We start from the raw sequence: 18,511 nt of genomic DNA on the forward strand, positions 1-18,511 counted from the left end.
TCCCGTACCGCCCCTGTTCGCCGTCGTCCTCGCCGTCACCGGCTCACTTCACGGCCAGGAGCAGGGTGTCCGACGGCGAGCACCACACCGGCCGCGCCTCGCCGAAGCCCTTTTCGCGCAGTACGCGCGCGTGCCACGCCGCCGAGGGCATGTCGCCGTCGGCGTGTTCGCCGTAGATCTCGAAACGACGTGCGGTGGGCCCGGCGAGCACCGGGTCCTTGGCGGCGAGCTGCCACCACTCCGACCAGTCCAGCGCGCCCCGGCCCTTGGCCGCGTCCATCCGCGCGTGCCGCTGCGCGCGCTCGGCCGCGTTGATCCGGGGCGTCGTGTCGTCGATCATGTGGTCCGCGTTCATGAAGAGACCACCGTCGCGGACCAGCTCCGCGACCCGGCCGTAGAGATCCGCGAGGGGTTCGGCGTGGAGCCAGTGCAGGGCCGTGGCGGTCAGCACGGCGTCGTACGTGTCGTACGGCAACTGCGCCGGCCAGCCGGGGTCCTTGAGGTCGGCGGTGACGAAGGAGACCCGGTCGTCACCGGCGAAGGTGCCCTCGGCGATGGCGAGGAGCGCGGGGTCGAGGTCCACGCCGGTGCTGGCCGCCTCCGGGAACCGCGCGAGCAGCCGGGCCGTGATGGTGCCGGTGCCGCAGGCCAGGTCGAGCACCCGCGGCGCCGGACCGACGAGCGCCTCGACCATGTCGAGCATGATCCGGAACCGTTCCTCGCGGTCCGGCATGTACCACTCCTGCTGCCGGTCCCAGCTCTGCTGCCACGCCTGCCAGTCGGCTCCCGCCGCGGTGGTCGTGGCGGTCGTGCTGCTCGTCGTCGTGGTGGCGTCCGCGTCCGTCATCGTGCCCCTCCGTGCCTGCGTCACTGTAATACCCTGGAACGACAGTCAGCCATTACTGACCGCAGGCACGACCCTAGAGCCCCTTCGTAAGGACTACAAGTGGAACTGGCCTATTACTCGGACTACGCCGTGCGTCTCGTCAACACCGAGGAACCGTCACGGGGCCAGGATGCGCTGACCTCGGTGGAGGCCGTCCGCGAGCTCTTCGGCGCCAACCAGTCGGCGGCCCGGCGCGCGTCCGACGCCGACGTGACGCGGTTCCGCTCGGTCCGTGGGCGGCTGCGTGCGGTCTTCGAGGCGGCCGACGGCGGCGACGAGACCCTGGCGGTGGACCTGCTGAACTCGCTCCTCCTGGAGTTCCCGGTGAGCCCGCAGATCTCCGGCCACGACCACCGCGCGGAGGACGGCAGCCCGCTGTGGCACATGCACCTGGCGGACCACCCCTCCAACGCGACCGCCGGTTTCGCGGCCATCGCGGCGATGGGCCTGGCCTTCCACCTCACCGAGTACGGCGTCGACCGGCTGGGCCTGTGCGAGGCGGCCCCCTGCCGCAACGCCTACCTGGACACCTCCACCAACCGCTCCCGACGCTACTGCTCGGACCGCTGCGCCACCCGCGCCAACGTGGCGGCCTACCGGGCCCGCAAGCGCCTGGAGGCGGACCGGTCGGCCGGCACCGGCCTGACCGCCGACAGCACCCAGCGGACCACGGCGAACGGCGAACGCTGACCCGCCCGCGGCCGGTACCGGAACCGGACCCGGCCCAGGACCAGGTCCTGCGGGACGACGCCGTAGTCGGTGCTGTCCCCGCCCGCGAACGCGTTGTCCCCGAGTACCCACCAGCCGGACCCGCGCCGTTCGGCCGCCCGCTTGACCACGAGCAGGTCCTGCTGGAAGGGATGCCGCAGCACGACCACGTCACCTGGCCGGACCCGCGCCCCCCAGTGCACGAGCAGCACGTCACCGTGGTGCAGCGTGGGCACCATCGAGGGCCCGGTCACCTCGGCCGGCCCAAAGGGCAGCGCCCCTCTCGCGCGCTCGGTCTCCTGCGACAGTTGCTCCGGCATCACCCGGCACCTCCCCGGTCTTTCCTCCACCAGTCTCAGTCTCACCCCGGACTTTTGTCCTAAGCCCACGGGGGCACCCGGGAAATCGGGTCTCCCAGGGAGTAATGTCCCCCCTGAGAAGACGATCACGAGGAAGGAATGCTCCATGCTTTCCCGCCTGTTTGCCCCCAAGGTCACGGTCAGCGCCCACTGCGACCTGCCCTGCGGCGTGTACGACCCTGCCCAGGCCCGCATCGAGGCGGAGTCGGTGAAGGCCGTCCAGGAGAAGATGGCCGGCAACGACGACCCGCACTTCCAGACGCGCGCCACGGTCATCAAGGAGCAGCGCGCCGAGCTCGCGAAGCACCACGTCTCCGTGCTGTGGAGCGACTACTTCAAGCCCCCGCACTTCGAGAAGTACCCGGAGCTGCACCAGCTGGTCAACGACACCCTGAAGGCCCTGTCGGCCGCCAAGGGCTCGAAGGACCCGGCCACCGGACAGAAGGCCCTGGACTACATCGCCCAGATCGACAAGATCTTCTGGGAGACCAAGAAGGCCTGACGAAGGTCAGTGCCCCGGGGCCGGCGATCGGTGCACCATCGCAGGCCGCAGGACAGCCCGAAGGGGCCCGGCCGCCATCCTGGCCGGGCCCCTTCGGCGTTGCCGTGGTCAGGGGTTCTCCGCGGTCGCCCCTCTACGGGGCTGCTCCGTCTCGCGCTTCGTACCGGGGCCGGCGGTGCGGGCGTCCGGCTCGGGACCTGCCGCGCACTCCGGGTTGCGGCACGGGCCGGGTCCCCGGGCCGGGACCCACGCGCCCAGCGTCTTGTGGCGCCGGGCAACCGATTCGACTGGCTGTCCGCACACGGGACAGACGTACGTGTCGCTGTCCATGCTCCCAGGTTAGAGCGGTCGGCGGCTCAGCGCTTGCGGTGGTACGTGCGCACCACCACGCCGTTGCCGAAGGCCCGCACCGAGTCCGTGGCGAACTCGGAGACCTCGAACCCGGAGGCGAACATCGGCATGCCGGTGCCGAGGACCACCGGGTAGGTCTTGATGACCAGTTCGTCGACCTCGTCGACCAGCTCCCCGGCGACGACCGACCCGCCGCACAGGTAGATGTCCAGGGCGCCGTCCTCCGCCTTGAGCTCCCGGACCCGGCCGGCCAGGTCCGTCGAGACGATCTCGACGTTGGGGTCGGGCGACTCGGTGAGCGTGCGCGAGGCGACGTACTCACGCAGGTGTGCGTACGGACTGGTGATGCCCTCCTTGAGGGCCAGGTCGTAGCTGGCCCTCCCCTGGACGACCGTGTCGAACCGCTTGTGGGGCAGATCGTCGAGGCCGAGCGCCCGGCGGCCCTGGGTGGCGATCGTCTCCGGGTACTCCGCCTTCAGGAAGTCGAGGAACTCCTCGTCCACGAACGGGTACATGAACGACGCGTCGCCGCCCGGACCGCCGATGAAGCCGTCGATCGAACAGGCGACGAAATACGTGAGCTTGCGCAAACCGGTTCCCCCTGCAGGTCGGTGTCGTTGACCACTACGACCACAGTACTTCATGTGTAGTTGTTTGAGGGAGTGGTTTTCTAGGTCAGCGGGTCCGCGGCTCGCGCCACATGGGCCACATCCGGGGGCCGTCCGGCAGATCCAGGGCCCGCCCGGTGAACTCGAAGCCGAGGCGCTCGTACAGCACCTTGCCCCGGGCGCTGCTCGCCTCCAGGCAGGCGGGCAGCCCCTCGCGGTCGCAGCGGTCGAGGACGCTCTCGATCAGCGCGGTGCCCAGGCCCTCGCCCTGCCGCCCGGGGACCACTCCGATCATCCACAGGTACTCGTGGGCTCGGTCCGTGGGGTGGATGCCGTCCGTGAGGCGGGCTATCGCCTCCACGCGCTCGTTGTCCGGGTCGACGGCCTCGCGGATCCGGGCGGGGGCGTCCCTGGTGCTCCCCCCGGACCCGCCGTCCGGCTCCGGGCCGCCGGGCTCGGCCGCGGGGACGGGCAGCCACAGCGCGCAGGCGGCGCCGTCCTCGGTGAGGTCGATGCGTCCGTCGGCGAGGACGGCGTCGGCGAACGCGGCCATGAGCCGGTGGTGCGTGCGTCGCCGGTAGTCCGTGCCGGGGAAGACCCAACTGCTCACCGGATCGTCCTGGAAGGCCTCGTCCAGCAGCCGGACCACCAGATCCCGGTCGTCCGCCCCCGCCGTCCGGATCACCACGCCCATGCCTCGCTCCTCGCCTCAACATCGCTCGTGTGTAAGGCGGTTGAGCCTAGCCGGTGGGTCCGCGCGCCCGGCGAGGGAGACAGGGAGGCGGGCCCCGCACACCGTGGGGAAGTGCGGGACCCGCCGGACCGGAGCCGTCGGCGGTGCGGCCGTACGTCGGTCAGGTGCCGTACGGCCCTGCACGTGCTCCGGGGTCTTGCGCGCCCGTCCCGTCGGTTCTCGCCCGCCGGGCCGGGCGGAGTGACCGGGTACGGGACGGCCGGTGCGCCGGGGTGGCCGTCAGGTGCTGCGCCGGGTCACGAACTCGGCCAGCGCGAGCAGGCCGCCCGCCGCCTCCGGGTCGGGCACGGCACGGGCCAGCTCCTGCATGGCTCTCGCCATCCGGTCGGCCGCCTGGGCCTGCGCCCAGTCCCGGCCGCCGGCCCGCTCCACCGCCAGGGCGGTGCGCTCCAGGTCCTCCTTGTCCTCGTCGTACGGTGCCGCGTACAGCTCGGCGAGTTCGGCGGCGGCAGGGGTGCCGGAGGTGAGGGCGGCGACCACCGGCAGCGACTTCTTGCGGGCGGCCAGGTCCGCACCGGCCGGCTTGCCGGTGTGGCGCGGGTCGCCCCATATGCCGATCACGTCGTCGATGAGCTGGAAGGCCATCCCCGCCTCACGGCCGAAGGCGTCCAGGGCCTCGACGTCCTCCGCGGCGGCGCCCGCGTACAGGGCGCCGAGGGCACAGGCACAGCCCAGCAGCGCACCCGTCTTGGCCTCGGCCATGGCGAGCGTCTCGTCGAGGGTGACCTCCCCCGGCGGGCGCCCCTCCATGGCCGTGTCCGCGTGCTGGCCCTCGCACAGCTCCATGACGCAGTCGGAGAGCCGGGCGGCCGCCGCCGCGGACGCCGGGTGCGGGTCCGCCGCGAGCAGCCGCAGGGCGAGCGCCTGGAGGGCGTCCCCGGCGAGGATCGCGTCGGCGTCACCGAACACGGTCCACGCGGTGGGCCGATGACGCCGGGTGGCGTCCCGGTCCATCACGTCGTCGTGCAGCAGGGTGAAGTTGTGGGCCAGTTCCACCGCCGCCGCGGCTCGGCCGGCCGCGGCACGGGCCGCCGGCCCGCCGAGCGCGGTCGCCGCCGTGAGGACGAGCGCGGGGCGGATCGCCTTGCCCGCGTTGCCCGCCGCGGGCGTACCGTCCGCGTGCTGCCAGCCGAAGTGGTAGAGCGCGACCCGGCGCATCGAATCGGGCAGCGATGCGAGGGCGGAGCGCAGTTCGGGGTCGACCGACGCCCGGGACTCCCTCAGGAGCGTGACCGCCTCGTGCCCTTCGGTCATCACCGGCCCCTGTCCCCCGGACGACTCCCCCGGCTCCTTGTCCCGCTGTGTGCCGATGGGCCCGCGCCTCTCCGGCGTTCCGGTGGAACGGCGCGTCGCGGTGGCGCCGCGCCGGATCTCCGTCATGGACTCACCTTCCCCCTGGGCCCGTCCGTACCCCGGGGGTGTACCCGCCCGGGAGGGCGGGAACACGGCGTCCGGGACAGTGACGTCACCGCCAGCGGCCGATCTCGACGTTCTCCAGGACGCCGAGCGCGTCCGGCACGAGGACCGCGGCCGAGTAGTAGGCCGTGACCAGGTACTTGATGACGGCCTGTTCGTTGATGCCCATGAAGCGCACCGACAGACTCGGCTCGATCTCGTCGGGGATGCCGGTGGCCCGCAGGCCGATGACTCCCTGGTCCTGCTCCCCGGTACGCATCGCGATGATCGAGGTCGTACGGGCCTCGGTGACCGGGATCTTGTTGCACGGGTAGATCGGCACACCGCGCCAGGTCGGGATCCGGTTGCCCGCGACGTCGATCGTCTCGGGGACGAGTCCGCGCTTGTTGAACTCGCGGCCGATGGCGGCGATGGCCCGCGGGTGGGCGAGCAGCAGCTTGGTGCCGCGTCGGCGGCTCAGCAGTTCGTCGAGGTCGTCCGGACCGGGCACGCCGTCGTGCGGCTGGATGCGCTGGTCGTACTCGCAGTTGTGCAGCAGGCCGAACTCACGGTTGTTGACGAGTTCGTGCTCCTGACGCTCCTTCAGCGCCTCGACCGTCAGCCGGATCTGCTGCTCGGTCTGGTTCATCGGCTGGTTGTACAGGTCGGCCACGCGCGAGTGGATGCGCAGCACGGTCTGGGCGACGCTCAGTTCGTACTCACGGGGCCGGGCCTCGTAGTCGACGAAGGTGTGCGGGATGTCCGGCTCGCCGCTGTGGCCGGCGGCGAGGTCGATCTCCTTCTCACCGTGCTTGTTGGTGCGCTGCTCCGGTACGGCGCGTCGCTGCTCCAGGTGGGCGCGCAGGGAGTCCGCCCGCTCCGCGACCTGCTCCACCTCCTGGCGGGGCAGCACCAGCACCGTGCAGGCGGTGACCGTACGGGCGGTGTACTCCCAGATGGCGTCCCCGTCCAGGAGCGCCTGGTCGCCGAAGTAGGCGCCGTCGGCGAGGACGCCGAGCACCGCGTCGTCGCCGTAGGGACCGGTGCCGATCTTCTCGATCTTGCCGTGCGCCAGCAGATAGACCTCGTCGGCCCGGCCGCCGAACGAGGCGATCACCTCGCCGGGGCCGAACTCCCGCTGCTCACAGCGCTGCGCGAGCTCCGACAGGACCTCGTCGTCCTCGTACGAGCGCAGGGCCGGCAGCTCGCCCAGCTCCGCGGGGATGACCTCGACCCGGTCTCCGGTCTTCACGAACGTCACGCGGCCGTCGCCGACGGCGAAGGTCATACGCCGGTTCACCCGGTACGTGCCGCCCTGAATGTCCACCCAGGGGAGCGTGCGCAGCAGCCAGCGCGAGCTGATCTCCTGCATCTGAGGAACGGACTTGGTGGTGGTGGCCAGGTTCCGCGCGGCCGCCGTGCCGAGGCTCTGCTGCGGCCTGGTCTGCTCGGTGCGGACCTCTTCGCCTACCGACATAAGGAATTGCCCTCCCGGTCATGCCGGACGACTGCGCCCGGCATCGATGTGCGTGGACCAGCCTTCCTCACCGAGCGTGCTGGTGCTATTACACGAAAGAGCGGGAATGGATCACACGCGGCCGGGGCAGACATGGGGGCTTGTTCGGCGTCTTGGCGACATGTCCGACTCCGGCCGTCCTGGGTCCGACACCATCGGCCGGGAGGAGATTGTCCGAAACGGCTCGCACACGGACCGAACAAGTAATAGAAGGCGCTCCGTTTCGGTACAAGCTCCGTACGAGGCGGTCGCGTCGGGCGGTCGTCGCGCAGCGTGAAGGAGCCGGCCGTGGCTTCACCCATGTCCGCGAGCAGTTTTCTCAAGGCCCTCAAGGCGGAGGGCCTCACCGTCGTCGAGGTGGGCGACTGGCGGGACCACAACCGCAATCACAAGGGACCCTGGGGGCCCGTGCACGGTGTGCTGCTCCACCACACGGTCACCAAGGGCAGCGCGCGGACGGTGGAGATCTGCCGCGAGGGCCACGCGGACCTGCCCGGCCCGCTGTGCCACGGCGTCATCACCAAGGACGGCAAGGTCCATCTGGTCGGCTACGGCCGCGCCAACCACGCCGGTCTCGGCGACGACGACGTCCTGCGCGCGGTGATCGCGGAGAAGGCCCCACCCCCGGACAACGAGGCCGACACCGACGGCAACCGGCACTTCTACGGCTTCGAGTGCGAGAACCTCGGCGACGGCGACGATCCCTGGCCGGCGGCGCAGCTGGAGGCGATCGAGCGGGCCGCCGCGGCCGTGTGCCGCCACCACGGCTGGAACGAGCGGTCCGTCCTCGGTCACCTGGAGTGGCAGCCGGGGAAGGTGGATCCGCGCGGATTCACGATGGCCTCGATGCGGGAGCGGATCCGCGACCGGCTGAAGTGATCCCGGACCGGCCGCAGCGCCCCGGGGACCGACCGGGCCGGGACCACCCGGTGACCGGCCGAGGCGAGGTGTCCGCCGCGGGCGACGGCGTGACAATGGCGGAGTGACCGGCACCGACACCCCCGACCTCGCCGCCGCCCTGCGGCCCCGTCTGCCCTCTCCCCTGCAGGAGGCGGCCGACGAACGCTTCGAGCGGCACGGTGTCCGGCTGCTGCTCAAGCGGGACGATCTGATCCACCCCGAGCTGGTCGGCAACAAATGGCGGAAACTGGCGCCGAATCTGGCCACGGCGAACGGACGTCCGGTCGTCACGTTCGGCGGCGCGTACTCCAACCACCTGCGGGCCGCGGCCGCCGCGGGCCGGCTGCTCGGGCTGCCCACGGTGGGCGTCGTCCGCGGTCAGGAACTGGCGGACATGCCGCTCAACCCCTCGCTGGCCCGGTGTGCCGCCGACGGCATGCGGCTGCACTTCGTCGACCGCTCGACATACCGCCGCAAGACCGAACCGGAGATCCTTGCCGCCCTGCTGCGCGCGGTGGACGCCGAGGACGCCGTCGTCGTCCCCGAGGGCGGCAGCAACGCCCGGGCCGTCCGCGGCTGCCGCGCGCTGGGCGGGGAGCTGGGCGAACACGCCGACGTGACCGCCGTCGCCTGCGGCACCGGTGGCACGCTGGCCGGGCTGGCCGCCGGTCTCCCTCCGGGGCGGCGGGCCCTCGGCATACCCGTACTCAAGGGCGGTTTCCTTGAGGGCGACATACGGCGGCTCCAGCAGCGTGCGTTCGGCGGGCCGCGCGGCGTCTGGAGCCTGGACGAGCGCTTCCACCACGGCGGCTACGCCCGCACGACACCCGGCCTCGACGCCTTCGCCGAGGACTTCGAACGTCGCCACGGCCTGCCCGTGGAGCGCGTCTACGTCGCCAAGATGCTGTACGCCCTGCTCGCGCTGGCCGAGGAGGGCGCCTTCCCTCGCGGGACGACCCTGGCGGCTGTCGTGACCGGCCGGCCCTTCCCCTGACCCCGAGCGGCCCCCGCCGCCGCGCCCGTGCGCCCGCTCAGGTGGTCTCCCGGTAGGCCGCCGCCTCCTCCAGGTCCAGTCGGCGCAGCAGCGTCCGGAGCATCTCGTCGTCGATGTAGCGGCCGTCCCGCAACCGGACGAAGACCTCGCGCTCGGCGCTGATCATCTCCCGGGAGAGCCGCCGGTAGGTGTCGTCGACGGTCTCGCCGGTGACGGGGTTGACCTGGCCCAGCCGCTCCCAGACGGCGTTGCGGCGGCGCTCCAGGACCGTACGGAGACGGTCGGCGAGGGGCACCGGCAGCGTGTTGCGCTCGTCGGCCAGCAGATCCTCCAGGCGCTGCTCCGCGACCCGCGAGGCCTGCGCCTGGGCGTTCGCCTCCGCCAATGTCTCGGCCTGCGCGTCGTGCGCCGGGAACTTCAGCAGGCGGATCAGCGGCGGCAGGCTGACGCCCTGGACGACCAGCGTGCCGATGACCGTCGTGAAGGTCAGGAAGAGGATGAGGTTGCGCTCGGGAAAGGGCTCGCCCCCGTGCACGGTGAGCGGGATGGAGAAGGCGATGGCCAGGGAGACCACGCCGCGCATCGCGGCCCAGCCGATCACGAACGGCCCCTTCCAGGAGAGGTCGCCCTCACGCGCGCGTACGCGTGCCGACAGCCGGGGCAGGAAGGTCGCCGGGTACACCCACACGAACCGCGCCACGGCGACCACCAGGAAGACGGCGAGGGCGTACCAGGCGGCGTCGGCACCCTTGTACTCGCCCAGTCCCTTGAGAACGACGGGCAACTGGAGTCCGATGAGGGCGAACACGGCCGACTCCAGGACGAACGCGACCATCTTCCACACCGCCTCCTCCTGGAGCCGGGTGGCGAAATCGACCTCCCACGCGCGGTGGCCCAGGTAGAGCGCGACGACGACCACCGCGAGCACCCCGGAGGCGTGCATCTGCTCGGCCACCGCGTACGCGACGAACGGGATCAGCAGGGAGAGCGTGTTCTGCAGCAGCGCCTCCGTCAGGTGGGTGCGCAGCCAGTGCAGCGGCACCATCAGGACCAGCCCGACACCGACACCGCCCACCGCGGCGATCAGGAACTCGCCGATCCCGCCGGCCCAGGTGGCGCCCTCGCCGACGGCCGCCGCGAGCGCCACCTTGAAGGCGGTGATCGCCGTGGCGTCGTTCACCAGGGACTCGCCCTGGAGGATCGTGGTGACCCGGGAGGGCAGCCCCACGCGGCGGGCGACCGCCGTGGCCGCGACAGCGTCCGGCGGTGCCACGACCGCGCCGAGCACCAGGGCCGCGGTCAGCGGCAGGCCCGGCACGACGAGGTACGCCGCGCAGCCGACGACGAAGGTGGCGAACAGGACGTAGCCCACGGACAGCAGCGCCACGGGCCGGGCCTGCGCCCGCAGGTCCAGGTAGGAGCTGTCGGTGGCCGCCGTGTAGAGCAGCGGGGGCAGCAGCAGGGGCAGGACGATGTGCGGGTCGAGGGTGTAGTCGGGCACGCCGGGGACATAGCTCACCGCCAAGCCCGCCGCGACCAGCAGCAGCGGCACCGGTACCGGCACGCGCCGTCCCGCCGCGGCGACCGCGGCACTGCCCGCCACCAGCAACAGCAGCGGCATCACGTCCATCGGCCTCGCCCGCCCTCGTTTTCCCGCGCGGTCGTCCGCGCACCCGTCGTAACCTGGCAATCATGAAACAGTGCACGCACGCCGACGCGCTGCCGCACCCGGAACCCGAGCCGTGCGGCGAGACCTGCCCGGAGTGCCTGGCCGAGGGCACGGACCCGGTGCAGCTGAGGCTGTGCCTCAGCTGCGGTCACGTCGGCTGCTGCGACTCCTCGCCGAGGCAGCACGCGACGGCGCATCACAAGGAGACCGGTCACCCGGTGATGCGGACCTTCGAACCCGGGGAGAGCTGGCGCTGGTGCTTCGTCGACCACGTCCTCGTGTGACCTCTGCCCGGGACGGTTCGAACGTCTGACGTCTGGGTACGTCAACCCGGCGCGCGCTCTTCCGATTTGAGCCCGCCGACCCCCTAGCCACTGTACGTGTTCGTGTGTTTACTATGAGTGACAGCACGGGGTTGGGGTCTCGGGGACAGGAAACTTCGGAGCGCGATAACGTCACCGCTGAACCATGTATCGCGTTGTCCCGAGGGGCGCCCCCCTCGGCCCTGTAACGCTTGTACCACCTTGGAGGTGAGGGTGTCCCAGATCGCAGGCGAGCCCGCGACCCAGGACTTCGTCGAAGTCCGGCTGCCGGCCGCGGGTGCCTACCTGTCGGTGCTGCGTACGGCGACGGCCGGCCTCGCAGCTCGTTTGGACTTCACCCTCGACGAGATCGAGGACCTGCGCATCGCAGTCGACGAGGCCTGCGCGATCCTGCTTCAGCAGGCCGTGCCCGGCTCGGTGCTCAGTTGCGTCTTCCGCCTCGTCGACGACTCGCTCGAGGTCACCGTCTCGGCGCCGACCACGGACGGCCACGCCCCCTCGCGGGACACCTTCGCCTGGACGGTGCTCTCCGCCCTCGCGGGCAAGGTCTCCTCCGCCGTGGACGAGGACAAAACCGTTTCGATCAGCCTCTACAAACAGCGCGGCGCGGGACCCGGGCCGACGTGAGGGACGGGGACGGGCCGGTGCGGGACGAAGAGCGCGGTACACGGGAGCTGCCGGCCGAGGGCACACGTTCTCCGAACGAGGCGCGACGCACGGCGGACGGCATCGACGGCATCCCCGAGCAGGCCCGGCCGCATCCGGAGGACGAGACCTCACCCGAGGCCGTCGCTCCGGGCGACGGGCAGCGGACCGGGGACACCCCCGTCCCGCCCGTCCGAGCGGAGGCGCGGGCTCGGGAAAGGGCGACGGACGGGACGATGAGCGAGCACGGGCGACACTCCGACGACCACGCGCCGGGTGCACGGGGCACGCAGGGCACACGGCACGACCCGCAGGACCGCAGCGGTGCGCGCCTCCTGTTCGCCGAGCTGCGCACGCTGGCGAAGGACGGCCCGGAGTACGCGGAGTTGCGCAACCGGCTGGTCCGCATGCACCTGCCGCTCGTGGAGCACCTCGCGCGCCGCTTCCGCAACCGCGGCGAGCCCCTGGACGACCTCACCCAGGTCGCCACCATCGGCCTGATCAAGTCGGTGGACCGCTTCGACCCGGACCGCGGGGTGGAGTTCTCCACGTACGCGACGCCCACGGTCGTCGGTGAGATCAAGCGGCACTTCCGGGACAAGGGCTGGGCGGTGCGCGTCCCGCGCCGGCTCCAGGAGCTGCGGCTGGCCCTGACGACGGCCACGGCGGAGCTCTCCCAGCTGCACGGCCGCTCCCCCACGGTCCACGAGCTCGCCGAGAAGCTGGCGATCTCGGAGGAGGAGGTCCTGGAGGGCCTGGAGTCGGCCAACGCGTACTCCACGCTGTCCCTGGACGTCCCGGACACCGACGACGAGTCCCCCGCGGTCGCCGACACCCTCGGCGCCGAGGACGAGGCCCTCGAAGGGGTCGAGTACCGGGAATCGCTCAAGCCGCTCCTCGAGGACCTGCCGCCGCGGGAGAAGCGCATCCTGCTGCTGCGCTTCTTCGGCAACATGACCCAGTCCCAGATCGCGCAGGAGGTCGGGATCTCGCAGATGCACGTCTCCCGGCTGCTCGCCCGCACGCTGGCGCAGCTGCGGGAGAAGCTGCTCGTCGAGGAGTAGCGCGAGCTCGCCCGGCAGCGGGCGGGGCGTCTCCCGGCTACTTCCGGGCGTTGCCCGGTCCCCGGATCCCGAGGGCCAGGGTGGTCTCGGGATTGATGAGCAGGTACAGAGCGGTGAGCGCCAGGACGCCGAGCACGACGCCCGCCGGGACGGCCAGGCCGTCGGCCCCCGCCATGTTGTAGGCGACGGGCAGCGCCATGATCTGCGTGATCACGGCCGGGCCCCGGCTCCAGCCCCGCAGCCGGATCAGTCCGCGGGCGGCGAGCAGCGGCAGCAGGGCGAGGACGATCAGGGTGATGCCGCCGGTGACGGCCGAGGTCCGGTCGTCGGGGTGCCCGGTGAGGCCCCCCACGAGCATCCAGGCGCCGCCGACGACGAGCGCCAGGCCCTCCAGCGCGGCGATCGCGGCCGCGGCGGTCACTCGTGCGGGACGCGGCTCTGCCTCTTCGGCGACTGAGGAGGCGGGGTCGGGGGTCTGCTCACTGCTCACCCCTGCAGGGTAGCCCTCGGCGCGTCCGCGCCCCCGGCCGCCCGGGTGTCGGGCGTATCACGCGATGCGGGTCCCCGGTGGGGATCTTCACATCGGTCTGGGCCGAGTACCGCCCAGTAGGTACCCTGCACACCATGCGTGCACTTCTCGTGGTCAATCCGGCGGCAACCACCACGAGCGCGCGTACGCGCGACGTGCTGATCCACGCGCTCGCGAGCGAGATGAAGCTGGAGGCGGTCACCACCGAGTACCGCGGCCATGCGCGCGACCTGGGCCGGCAGGCGGCACAGAGCGACGACATCGACCTGGTGGTGGCCCTCGGCGGCGACGGCACGGTGAACGAGGTCGTCAACGGCCTCCTGCACGCGGGCCCCGACCCGGAGCACCTGCCCGGTCTCGCGGTGGTCCCCGGTGGTTCGACCAACGTCTTCGCCCGCGCCCTGGGCCTGCCCAACCACGCGGTGGAGGCCACCGGGGCCCTGCTGGACGCCCTGCGCGAGGGCAGCGAGCGGACCGTCGGCCTCGGACTGGCGTCCGGTACCCCGGGTTCGGAGGACGAGGCGGTCCCGGCCCGCTGGTTCACCTTCAACGCCGGCCTGGGCTTCGACGCCGGCGTGGTCGGCCGTGTCGAGCAGCACCGCGAGCGCGGCAGGAAGTCGACGCACGCCCTCTATGTCCGCCAGGTGGTTCGCCAGCTCATCGGCGAACCGCACCGCCGCAGCGGGACGATCACTCTGGAGCGGGCGGGCGAGGATCCGGTCACGGATCTGGTGCTGTCCATAGTCTCGAACACCTGTCCCTGGACGTTCCTCGGCAACCGTCCGATCTACGCCTCTCCCCAGGCGTCGTTCGACACCGCGCTCGACGTCTTCGGCCTCAGCCGGCTGTCGACGGCCGCGGTTGCCCGGTATGGCACCCAGTTGCTCACTTCGTCCCCCGAGCGCGGACCGCGCGGCCGGCACGCGGTCGCCCTGCACGATCTGACGGACTTCACCTTGCATTCGAAGGTGCCCCTGCCCCTTCAGATGGACGGTGACCACCTGGGGTTGCGCACCAGCGTCGCGTTCACAGGCGTACGCCGTGCACTGCGTGTGATTGTGTGAGCAGAAGGGGCGAAAGTCCTTTCACTCGAACGTTTAGACCAGGATCCACCCCATGGAAGTACGGCTGTGACCTAGTCGACACCGAAGAATCAAAAAAAACTTTCCGGAAGGGGTTGTATCCGCCGCCGAGGTTTGCGAGTCTCTTCTTGGCGATCGGGACAGCCCGCAGGACCGGCATCCACAGATCACCGGAACCCCTCTTCAAACCACAGGACCACGCCAGGGAACCTGGCGCTAGGCCCTTCCCTTGTTGAGGGATTCGTGAAAGCGTTCACATTCACAAGCATCCCAGCATGTAATACCAAGGAGAGGTAGCAGCCATGGACTGGCGTCACCGCGCCGTTTGCCGCGAGGAAGACCCCGAGCTCTTCTTCCCCATCGGCAACACCGGTCCCGCGCTGCTGCAGATCGAGGAAGCCAAGGCCGTCTGCCGTCGCTGCCCCGTCATGGAGCAGTGCCTGCAGTGGGCGCTCGAGTCCGGCCAGGACTCCGGCGTCTGGGGTGGTCTCAGCGAGGACGAGCGCCGCGCAATGAAGCGCCGTGCCGCCCGCAACCGGGCTCGTCAGGCCTCCGCCTGACAACCCACCCCTACTGACAGCCTCAGCTTGGCGGCGCGTACAGCGAGTACGCATCCCCCGCTCCCGAGCCGCAGCGCGCAGTACCCCCGATGCGCATCGGACGATGTAGCGCACGAGCACAGGCCTCGGACCTTCACCGGTCCGGGGCTTTTTGCTGTGCCCACCACCCGACGGCTGCTACTTCCCGGCGGGCACCGGAATGTCGAGGATCACCCGGCAACCCTGCTCCGCGGCGGGAACCATGTCGAAGGTGCCGCCCAGTTCACCCTCCACGAGGGTGCGGACGATCTGGAGCCCCAGGTTGCCGGAGCGGTGCGGGTCGAAGTCGTCGGGCAGGCCGACGCCGTCGTCCTGGACGGTGACCAGCAGCCGGGCCTCCTTGGTCGTGCCGCCACGGACCGCCGAGACCTCGACCGTGCCGGTGTCGCTGTCCCGGAAGCCGTGCTCCAGGGCGTTCTGCAGCACCTCGGTCAGCACCATGGACAGCGGGGTGGCGACCTCGGCGTCGAGGATGCCGAAGCGTCCGGTGCGCCGGCCGGTGACCCTGCCCGGGGAGATCTCGGCCACCATCGCCAGCACACGGTCGGCGATCTCGTCGAACTCCACGCGCTCGTCCAGGTTCTGGGAGAGCGTCTCGTGCACGATCGCGATCGAACCAACCCGGCGCACGGCCTCCTCCAGCGCCTCGCGGCCCCGGTCGGACTCGATGCGCCGGGCCTGCAGGCGCAGCAGGGCCGCCACCGTCTGGAGGTTGTTCTTCACCCGGTGGTGGATCTCCCGGATGGTGGCGTCCTTGGTGATCAACTCGCGCTCGCGACGACGCAGTTCCGTCACGTCGCGCAGGAGCACCAGTGAACCGATGCGGGTCCCCTTGGGCTTGAGCGGGATGGCGCGGAACTGGATCACCCCGTCGTGCGCCTCGATCTCGAACTCGCGCGGTGCCCAGCCGCTGGCCACCTTGGCGAGCGCTTCGTCCACCGGCCCGCGGGACGGGGCGAGTTCGGCGGTGGTCCGGCCCAGGTGATGGCCGACCAGGTCGGCGGCCAGACCCATGCGGTGATAGGCCGACAGCGCGTTCGGGGAGGCGTACTGGACGATGCCGTCCCCGTCGACCCGGATCAGGCCGTCGCCGACACGGGGCGAGGCGTCCATGTCGACCTGCTGGTTCTCGAACGGGAAGGCGCCGGCCGCGATCATCTGGGCGAGGTCGGACGCGCTTTGCAGGTAGGTGAGTTCGAGGCGGCTCGGTGTACGCACCGTGAGCAGGTTGGTGTTGCGGGCGATGACCCCGAGGACGCGTCCCTGACGGCGTACCGGAATGGACTCGACGCGGACCGGGACCTCCTCGCGCCACTCGGGGTCGCCCTCGCGCACGATGCGGCCCTCGTCCAGGGCGGCGTCCAGCATGGGGCGCCGGCCGCGCGGGACGAGGTGGCCGACCATGTCGTCCTGGTACGAGGTGGGGCCGGTGTTGGGGCGCATCTGGGCGACGGAGACATAGCGCGTGCCGTCGCGGGTGGGGACCCACAGGACCAGGTCGGCGAAGGAGAGGTCGGACAGCAGCTGCCACTCCGAGACCAGCAGATGGAGCCACTCGAGGTCGGAGTCGTCGAGCGCGGTGTGCTGGCGTACGAGTTCGTTCATGGAGGGCACGGGGCTGAGCGTACCTGGCGGTACGGACAGCGATCGAAACCAGCCGCCGGCCACTGCTCCCCCGTCCCCGACGCGGACCGGACGGACCCCGGAAACACCCGCGGGCCGCGGCGCCTGAGAGGGACCCTCAACCCTCCCGGCACCGCAGCCCGGAGCAACATCGGCCGTGGGGTGTGCGGTCCCGGTCGGCCGAAGGATGAGGAGCCGGGGCAGTCAGGGCAGAGAGCTCCGGTTCCTCGGTCCGTCCTCCTGTGCGGGGAGGACGGAAGCCTGGCGATCACCTTGCGTGAGCGACACCGTCGGTGCCTCAGCGTCCATTGTGGACTAGACCACTAACCGTGTCCATGCGGTGGACGTCCTTTGTTGTTGGCGGCCGGCGCCGGCTGCACCCCCGTCCGGCAGCCGCCAGAAGCCTAACCCTGTTGGCTCAGCCTCGGGGCCAGACCGCCAGGGCAATTTCCGCGAGCGCCTCCAGTTCCGCCCGGCTCGCGCCGTCGCGCGCCTGCTGGGACATGCCCTGGATCATCGCGCCGGTGTACCGGGCGAGGGCGGCGGCGTCGGTGTCCGGCGGCAGCACGCCCTGGTCCACGTCGGCCTCGATCCGGCTCTCGATGGCGGCGATGTTGGCGTTGCGCCGCTCCCGCAGGGACTCCCCGACCTCGGCGGTCGAGCAGTTGGCGGCCGCGTGGACGACGAGGCATCCGTGCGGCCGGCCGGGGGCCGTGTACTCGGCGGCGGCCTCGCGCAGCATCCGCTCTATGCCGGCGCGCGCGGTCGGCTCCTCGGCGAGTGCGCGGTCGCCGAACGAGCCGTACCGCACTCCGTACTCCCGGACGACCTCCTCGAACAGCGAGCGCTTGTCGCCGAAGGCGGCGTAGAGGCTCGGGGCGCCGATGTCCATGACCCGCGTCAGGTCGGAGACGGAGGTGGCCTCGTACCCGTGCTCCCAGAACGCCAGGAGCGCAGCCTCCAGCGCCGTCGCCCGGTCGAAGGAGCGCGGGCGTCCGCGGGTCCTGGCCGCTCCGCCCCGGGCAGGGACTTCGGACTGCTCGGTCTTCTCGCCGCTCACCATGGAGTGCATTTTATAGCGGCCACTAGATAAAAGTCTCCGGCCTGTTGTACGGTCATTTCTGTAGCGACCGCTAGCAAACTAGAAGGGGGCGCCGGGATGGGCGTGCTTGCGGGCAGGACGGCACTCGTCACGGGAGCGAGCAGGGGCATCGGGCGGGGCATCGCGGAGCGACTGGGCCGAGACGGCGCCCGGGTCGCGGTGCACTACGGGAGCAACGGGGCGGCGGCGAAGGACACGGCCGCCGCTATCGAGGCGGCGGGCGGATCGGCGTTCACCATCCGGGCGGACCTGGGCGCACCCGGCGCCGCCGAGGCACTGTGGGAGGAGTTCGACAGACACGCCGACGGGCTGGACATCCTGGTCAACAACGCGGGGATCGGCAGCACCCGCCCCATCGGGGAGACAGGGGAGGCGGAGTACGACGCGGTCTTCACGGTCAACGTGAAGGCGCCGTTCTTCATCCTCAAGCACGGCATGGGCCGGCTGCGCGACGGCGGCCGGGTCGTCAACATCTCGTCGGGCCTGGCCCGCACGGCCGTGATGCCGGACAACATGGCGTACGCGATGACGAAGGGCGCACTCGACGTCTTCTCACGCGACCTCTCCAAGGTGCTGGGTGCCCGCGGCATCACGGTGAACTCGGTTGCGCCCGGCATCATCGACACGGACAACACGGCCGCGCTGCTGCACGGCAGGCCGGACGGCTGGGAGCAGGCGGCGGCGTTCTCGGCGCTGGGCGGGGTGGGGGCGCCGGCCGAGGTGGCCGACGTGGTCGCGTTCCTCGCCTCGCACGGGGGCCGGTGGGTCACGGGAAGCTGGGTGGACGCCACGGGAGGTTCACTGACCTGACACCACCGACGCGACGGTGCCACCCGCCCGACCGATTCGCCGCGCCCTCGGGGACCCGCTCTGTTAGATTGGTCTAAACCACATAGCCAGTC

Annotated in this window: 20 protein-coding genes; 10 read left to right on the top strand and 10 right to left on the bottom strand. The window is 71.3% G+C overall.

Annotated elements, in window-relative coordinates:
- Positions 1-43: 43 nt before the first annotated feature.
- Entirely contained in the window at positions 44-847 is an 804-nt protein-coding gene (locus tag ACIQFU_RS16255) for a class I SAM-dependent methyltransferase (RefSeq protein ID WP_402552038.1), read from the bottom strand.
- A 99-nt stretch (positions 848-946) separates the two neighbouring features.
- Here ACIQFU_RS16255 and ACIQFU_RS16260 point away from each other — a divergent pair, with 99 nt between their 5' ends.
- Positions 947-1,576 (top strand): CGNR zinc finger domain-containing protein, encoded by a 630-nt coding sequence (locus ACIQFU_RS16260; RefSeq protein WP_402552040.1) that lies wholly within the window; start codon positions 947-949, stop codon positions 1,574-1,576.
- Here the strand turns inward: ACIQFU_RS16260 and sodX are convergent.
- Complete coding sequence (sodX, locus tag ACIQFU_RS16265; RefSeq protein ID WP_402552042.1) at positions 1,480-1,914, bottom strand: nickel-type superoxide dismutase maturation protease; 435 nt, start codon at positions 1,912-1,914, stop codon at positions 1,480-1,482. The genes ACIQFU_RS16260 and sodX overlap by 97 nt on opposite strands.
- A 145-nt stretch (positions 1,915-2,059) precedes the next feature.
- Between sodX and sodN the strand changes: the two genes are divergently transcribed.
- A complete protein-coding gene (gene sodN, locus ACIQFU_RS16270) occupies positions 2,060-2,455 on the top strand; it encodes a superoxide dismutase, Ni (protein WP_003973716.1) in 396 nt (131 codons plus the stop codon).
- 356 nt (positions 2,456-2,811) lie between these two features.
- Here the strand turns inward: sodN and ACIQFU_RS16275 are convergent, their stop codons facing one another.
- The 4 genes from ACIQFU_RS16275 to ACIQFU_RS16290 form a co-directional block, all read right to left on the bottom strand.
- A complete protein-coding gene (locus ACIQFU_RS16275) occupies positions 2,812-3,396 on the bottom strand; it encodes a dihydrofolate reductase family protein (RefSeq protein ID WP_402552044.1) in 585 nt (194 codons plus the stop codon).
- A gap of 85 nt (positions 3,397-3,481) precedes the next feature.
- On the bottom strand, positions 3,482-4,108 hold the full coding sequence (locus ACIQFU_RS16280) for a GNAT family N-acetyltransferase (RefSeq protein WP_402552046.1): 627 nt from the start codon (positions 4,106-4,108) through the stop codon (positions 3,482-3,484).
- 279 nt (positions 4,109-4,387) lie between these two features.
- Complete coding sequence (locus tag ACIQFU_RS16285; protein WP_402552047.1) at positions 4,388-5,548, bottom strand: family 2 encapsulin nanocompartment cargo protein polyprenyl transferase; 1,161 nt, start codon at positions 5,546-5,548, stop codon at positions 4,388-4,390.
- Between the two features lie 85 nt (positions 5,549-5,633).
- The gene (locus tag ACIQFU_RS16290; protein WP_402552048.1) at positions 5,634-7,040 is read right to left on the bottom strand and encodes a family 2B encapsulin nanocompartment shell protein; all 1,407 of its coding nucleotides are present in this window, start codon (positions 7,038-7,040) and stop codon (positions 5,634-5,636) included.
- Between the two features lie 339 nt (positions 7,041-7,379).
- Between ACIQFU_RS16290 and ACIQFU_RS16295 the strand changes: the two genes are divergently transcribed.
- Both ACIQFU_RS16295 and ACIQFU_RS16300 read left to right on the top strand, forming a co-directional pair.
- Positions 7,380-7,958, top strand: a complete 579-nt coding sequence (locus tag ACIQFU_RS16295) for an N-acetylmuramoyl-L-alanine amidase (RefSeq protein WP_402552332.1) — start codon at positions 7,380-7,382, stop codon at positions 7,956-7,958.
- Between the two features lie 103 nt (positions 7,959-8,061).
- Positions 8,062-8,973, top strand: coding sequence for a 1-aminocyclopropane-1-carboxylate deaminase/D-cysteine desulfhydrase (locus ACIQFU_RS16300; RefSeq protein ID WP_402552049.1), 912 nt, complete (start codon positions 8,062-8,064; stop codon positions 8,971-8,973).
- 37 nt (positions 8,974-9,010) lie between these two features.
- Here ACIQFU_RS16300 and ACIQFU_RS16305 read toward each other — a convergent pair whose 3' ends face one another.
- Complete coding sequence (locus ACIQFU_RS16305; RefSeq protein ID WP_402552051.1) at positions 9,011-10,603, bottom strand: Na+/H+ antiporter; 1,593 nt, start codon at positions 10,601-10,603, stop codon at positions 9,011-9,013.
- Positions 10,604-10,665: 62 nt separating this feature from the next.
- Here ACIQFU_RS16305 and ACIQFU_RS16310 point away from each other — a divergent pair, with 62 nt between their 5' ends.
- The 3 genes from ACIQFU_RS16310 (at position 10,666) to ACIQFU_RS16320 (ending at position 12,674) form a co-directional block, all read left to right on the top strand.
- Entirely contained in the window at positions 10,666-10,926 is a 261-nt protein-coding gene (locus ACIQFU_RS16310) for a UBP-type zinc finger domain-containing protein (RefSeq protein ID WP_059300643.1), read from the top strand.
- Between the two features lie 252 nt (positions 10,927-11,178).
- Positions 11,179-11,592, top strand: a complete 414-nt coding sequence (locus tag ACIQFU_RS16315; protein WP_003973726.1) for an anti-sigma regulatory factor — start codon at positions 11,179-11,181, stop codon at positions 11,590-11,592.
- Positions 11,589-12,674, top strand: coding sequence for an RNA polymerase sigma factor SigF (locus ACIQFU_RS16320; protein ID WP_402552053.1), 1,086 nt, complete (start codon positions 11,589-11,591; stop codon positions 12,672-12,674). Before ACIQFU_RS16315 ends, ACIQFU_RS16320 begins: the two co-directional genes overlap by 4 nt.
- Positions 12,675-12,711: 37 nt before the next feature.
- Here the strand turns inward: ACIQFU_RS16320 and ACIQFU_RS16325 are convergent, their stop codons facing one another.
- Complete coding sequence (locus tag ACIQFU_RS16325) at positions 12,712-13,164, bottom strand: hypothetical protein (RefSeq protein WP_402552054.1); 453 nt, start codon at positions 13,162-13,164, stop codon at positions 12,712-12,714.
- Positions 13,165-13,298: 134 nt separating this feature from the next.
- Between ACIQFU_RS16325 and ACIQFU_RS16330 the strand changes: the two genes are divergently transcribed.
- Both ACIQFU_RS16330 and ACIQFU_RS16335 read left to right on the top strand, forming a co-directional pair.
- Positions 13,299-14,267 carry a diacylglycerol/lipid kinase family protein gene (locus ACIQFU_RS16330; RefSeq protein WP_402552056.1) on the top strand — a complete coding sequence of 323 codons (969 nt, stop codon included), beginning with the start codon at positions 13,299-13,301 and terminating at the stop codon, positions 14,265-14,267.
- A 320-nt stretch (positions 14,268-14,587) separates the two neighbouring features.
- The gene (locus tag ACIQFU_RS16335; protein WP_003973730.1) at positions 14,588-14,845 is read left to right on the top strand and encodes a WhiB family transcriptional regulator; all 258 of its coding nucleotides are present in this window, start codon (positions 14,588-14,590) and stop codon (positions 14,843-14,845) included.
- Between the two features lie 177 nt (positions 14,846-15,022).
- Here the strand turns inward: ACIQFU_RS16335 and ACIQFU_RS16340 are convergent, their stop codons facing one another.
- Positions 15,023-16,498, bottom strand: coding sequence for a sensor histidine kinase (locus ACIQFU_RS16340; protein WP_402552058.1), 1,476 nt, complete (start codon positions 16,496-16,498; stop codon positions 15,023-15,025).
- A 427-nt stretch (positions 16,499-16,925) separates the two neighbouring features.
- A complete protein-coding gene (locus ACIQFU_RS16345) occupies positions 16,926-17,570 on the bottom strand; it encodes a TetR/AcrR family transcriptional regulator (RefSeq protein WP_402552060.1) in 645 nt (214 codons plus the stop codon).
- Positions 17,571-17,666: 96 nt separating this feature from the next.
- Between ACIQFU_RS16345 and ACIQFU_RS16350 the strand changes: the two genes are divergently transcribed.
- Positions 17,667-18,419 carry an SDR family oxidoreductase gene (locus ACIQFU_RS16350; protein WP_402552061.1) on the top strand — a complete coding sequence of 251 codons (753 nt, stop codon included), beginning with the start codon at positions 17,667-17,669 and terminating at the stop codon, positions 18,417-18,419.
- Positions 18,420-18,511: the final 92 nt, after the last annotated feature.

The organism is Streptomyces sp. NPDC093065, assembly GCF_044754585.1.
Lineage (GTDB): Bacteria > Actinomycetota > Actinomycetes > Streptomycetales > Streptomycetaceae > Streptomyces.

Bases quoted from the DNA above. Each gene is read 5' to 3' on its own strand.
- ACIQFU_RS16335 (WP_003973730.1), top strand. From the start codon at position 14,588: ATGGACTGGCGTCACCGCGCCGTTTGCCGCGAGGAAGACCCCGAGCTC.
- sodN (WP_003973716.1), top strand. From the start codon at position 2,060: ATGCTTTCCCGCCTGTTTGCCCCCAAGGTCACGGTCAGCGCCCACTGC.
- ACIQFU_RS16290 (WP_402552048.1), bottom strand. From the start codon at position 7,040: ATGTCGGTAGGCGAAGAGGTCCGCACCGAGCAGACCAGGCCGCAGCAG.
- ACIQFU_RS16310 (WP_059300643.1), top strand. From the start codon at position 10,666: ATGAAACAGTGCACGCACGCCGACGCGCTGCCGCACCCGGAACCCGAG.
- ACIQFU_RS16350 (WP_402552061.1), top strand. From the start codon at position 17,667: ATGGGCGTGCTTGCGGGCAGGACGGCACTCGTCACGGGAGCGAGCAGG.
- ACIQFU_RS16305 (WP_402552051.1), bottom strand. From the start codon at position 10,603: ATGGACGTGATGCCGCTGCTGTTGCTGGTGGCGGGCAGTGCCGCGGTC.
- ACIQFU_RS16285 (WP_402552047.1), bottom strand. From the start codon at position 5,548: ATGACGGAGATCCGGCGCGGCGCCACCGCGACGCGCCGTTCCACCGGA.
- ACIQFU_RS16295 (WP_402552332.1), top strand. From the start codon at position 7,380: ATGTCCGCGAGCAGTTTTCTCAAGGCCCTCAAGGCGGAGGGCCTCACC.
- ACIQFU_RS16280 (WP_402552046.1), bottom strand. From the start codon at position 4,108: ATGGGCGTGGTGATCCGGACGGCGGGGGCGGACGACCGGGATCTGGTG.
- ACIQFU_RS16345 (WP_402552060.1), bottom strand. From the start codon at position 17,570: ATGGTGAGCGGCGAGAAGACCGAGCAGTCCGAAGTCCCTGCCCGGGGC.
- ACIQFU_RS16255 (WP_402552038.1), bottom strand. From the start codon at position 847: ATGACGGACGCGGACGCCACCACGACGACGAGCAGCACGACCGCCACG.
- sodX (WP_402552042.1), bottom strand. From the start codon at position 1,914: ATGCCGGAGCAACTGTCGCAGGAGACCGAGCGCGCGAGAGGGGCGCTG.
- ACIQFU_RS16330 (WP_402552056.1), top strand. From the start codon at position 13,299: ATGCGTGCACTTCTCGTGGTCAATCCGGCGGCAACCACCACGAGCGCG.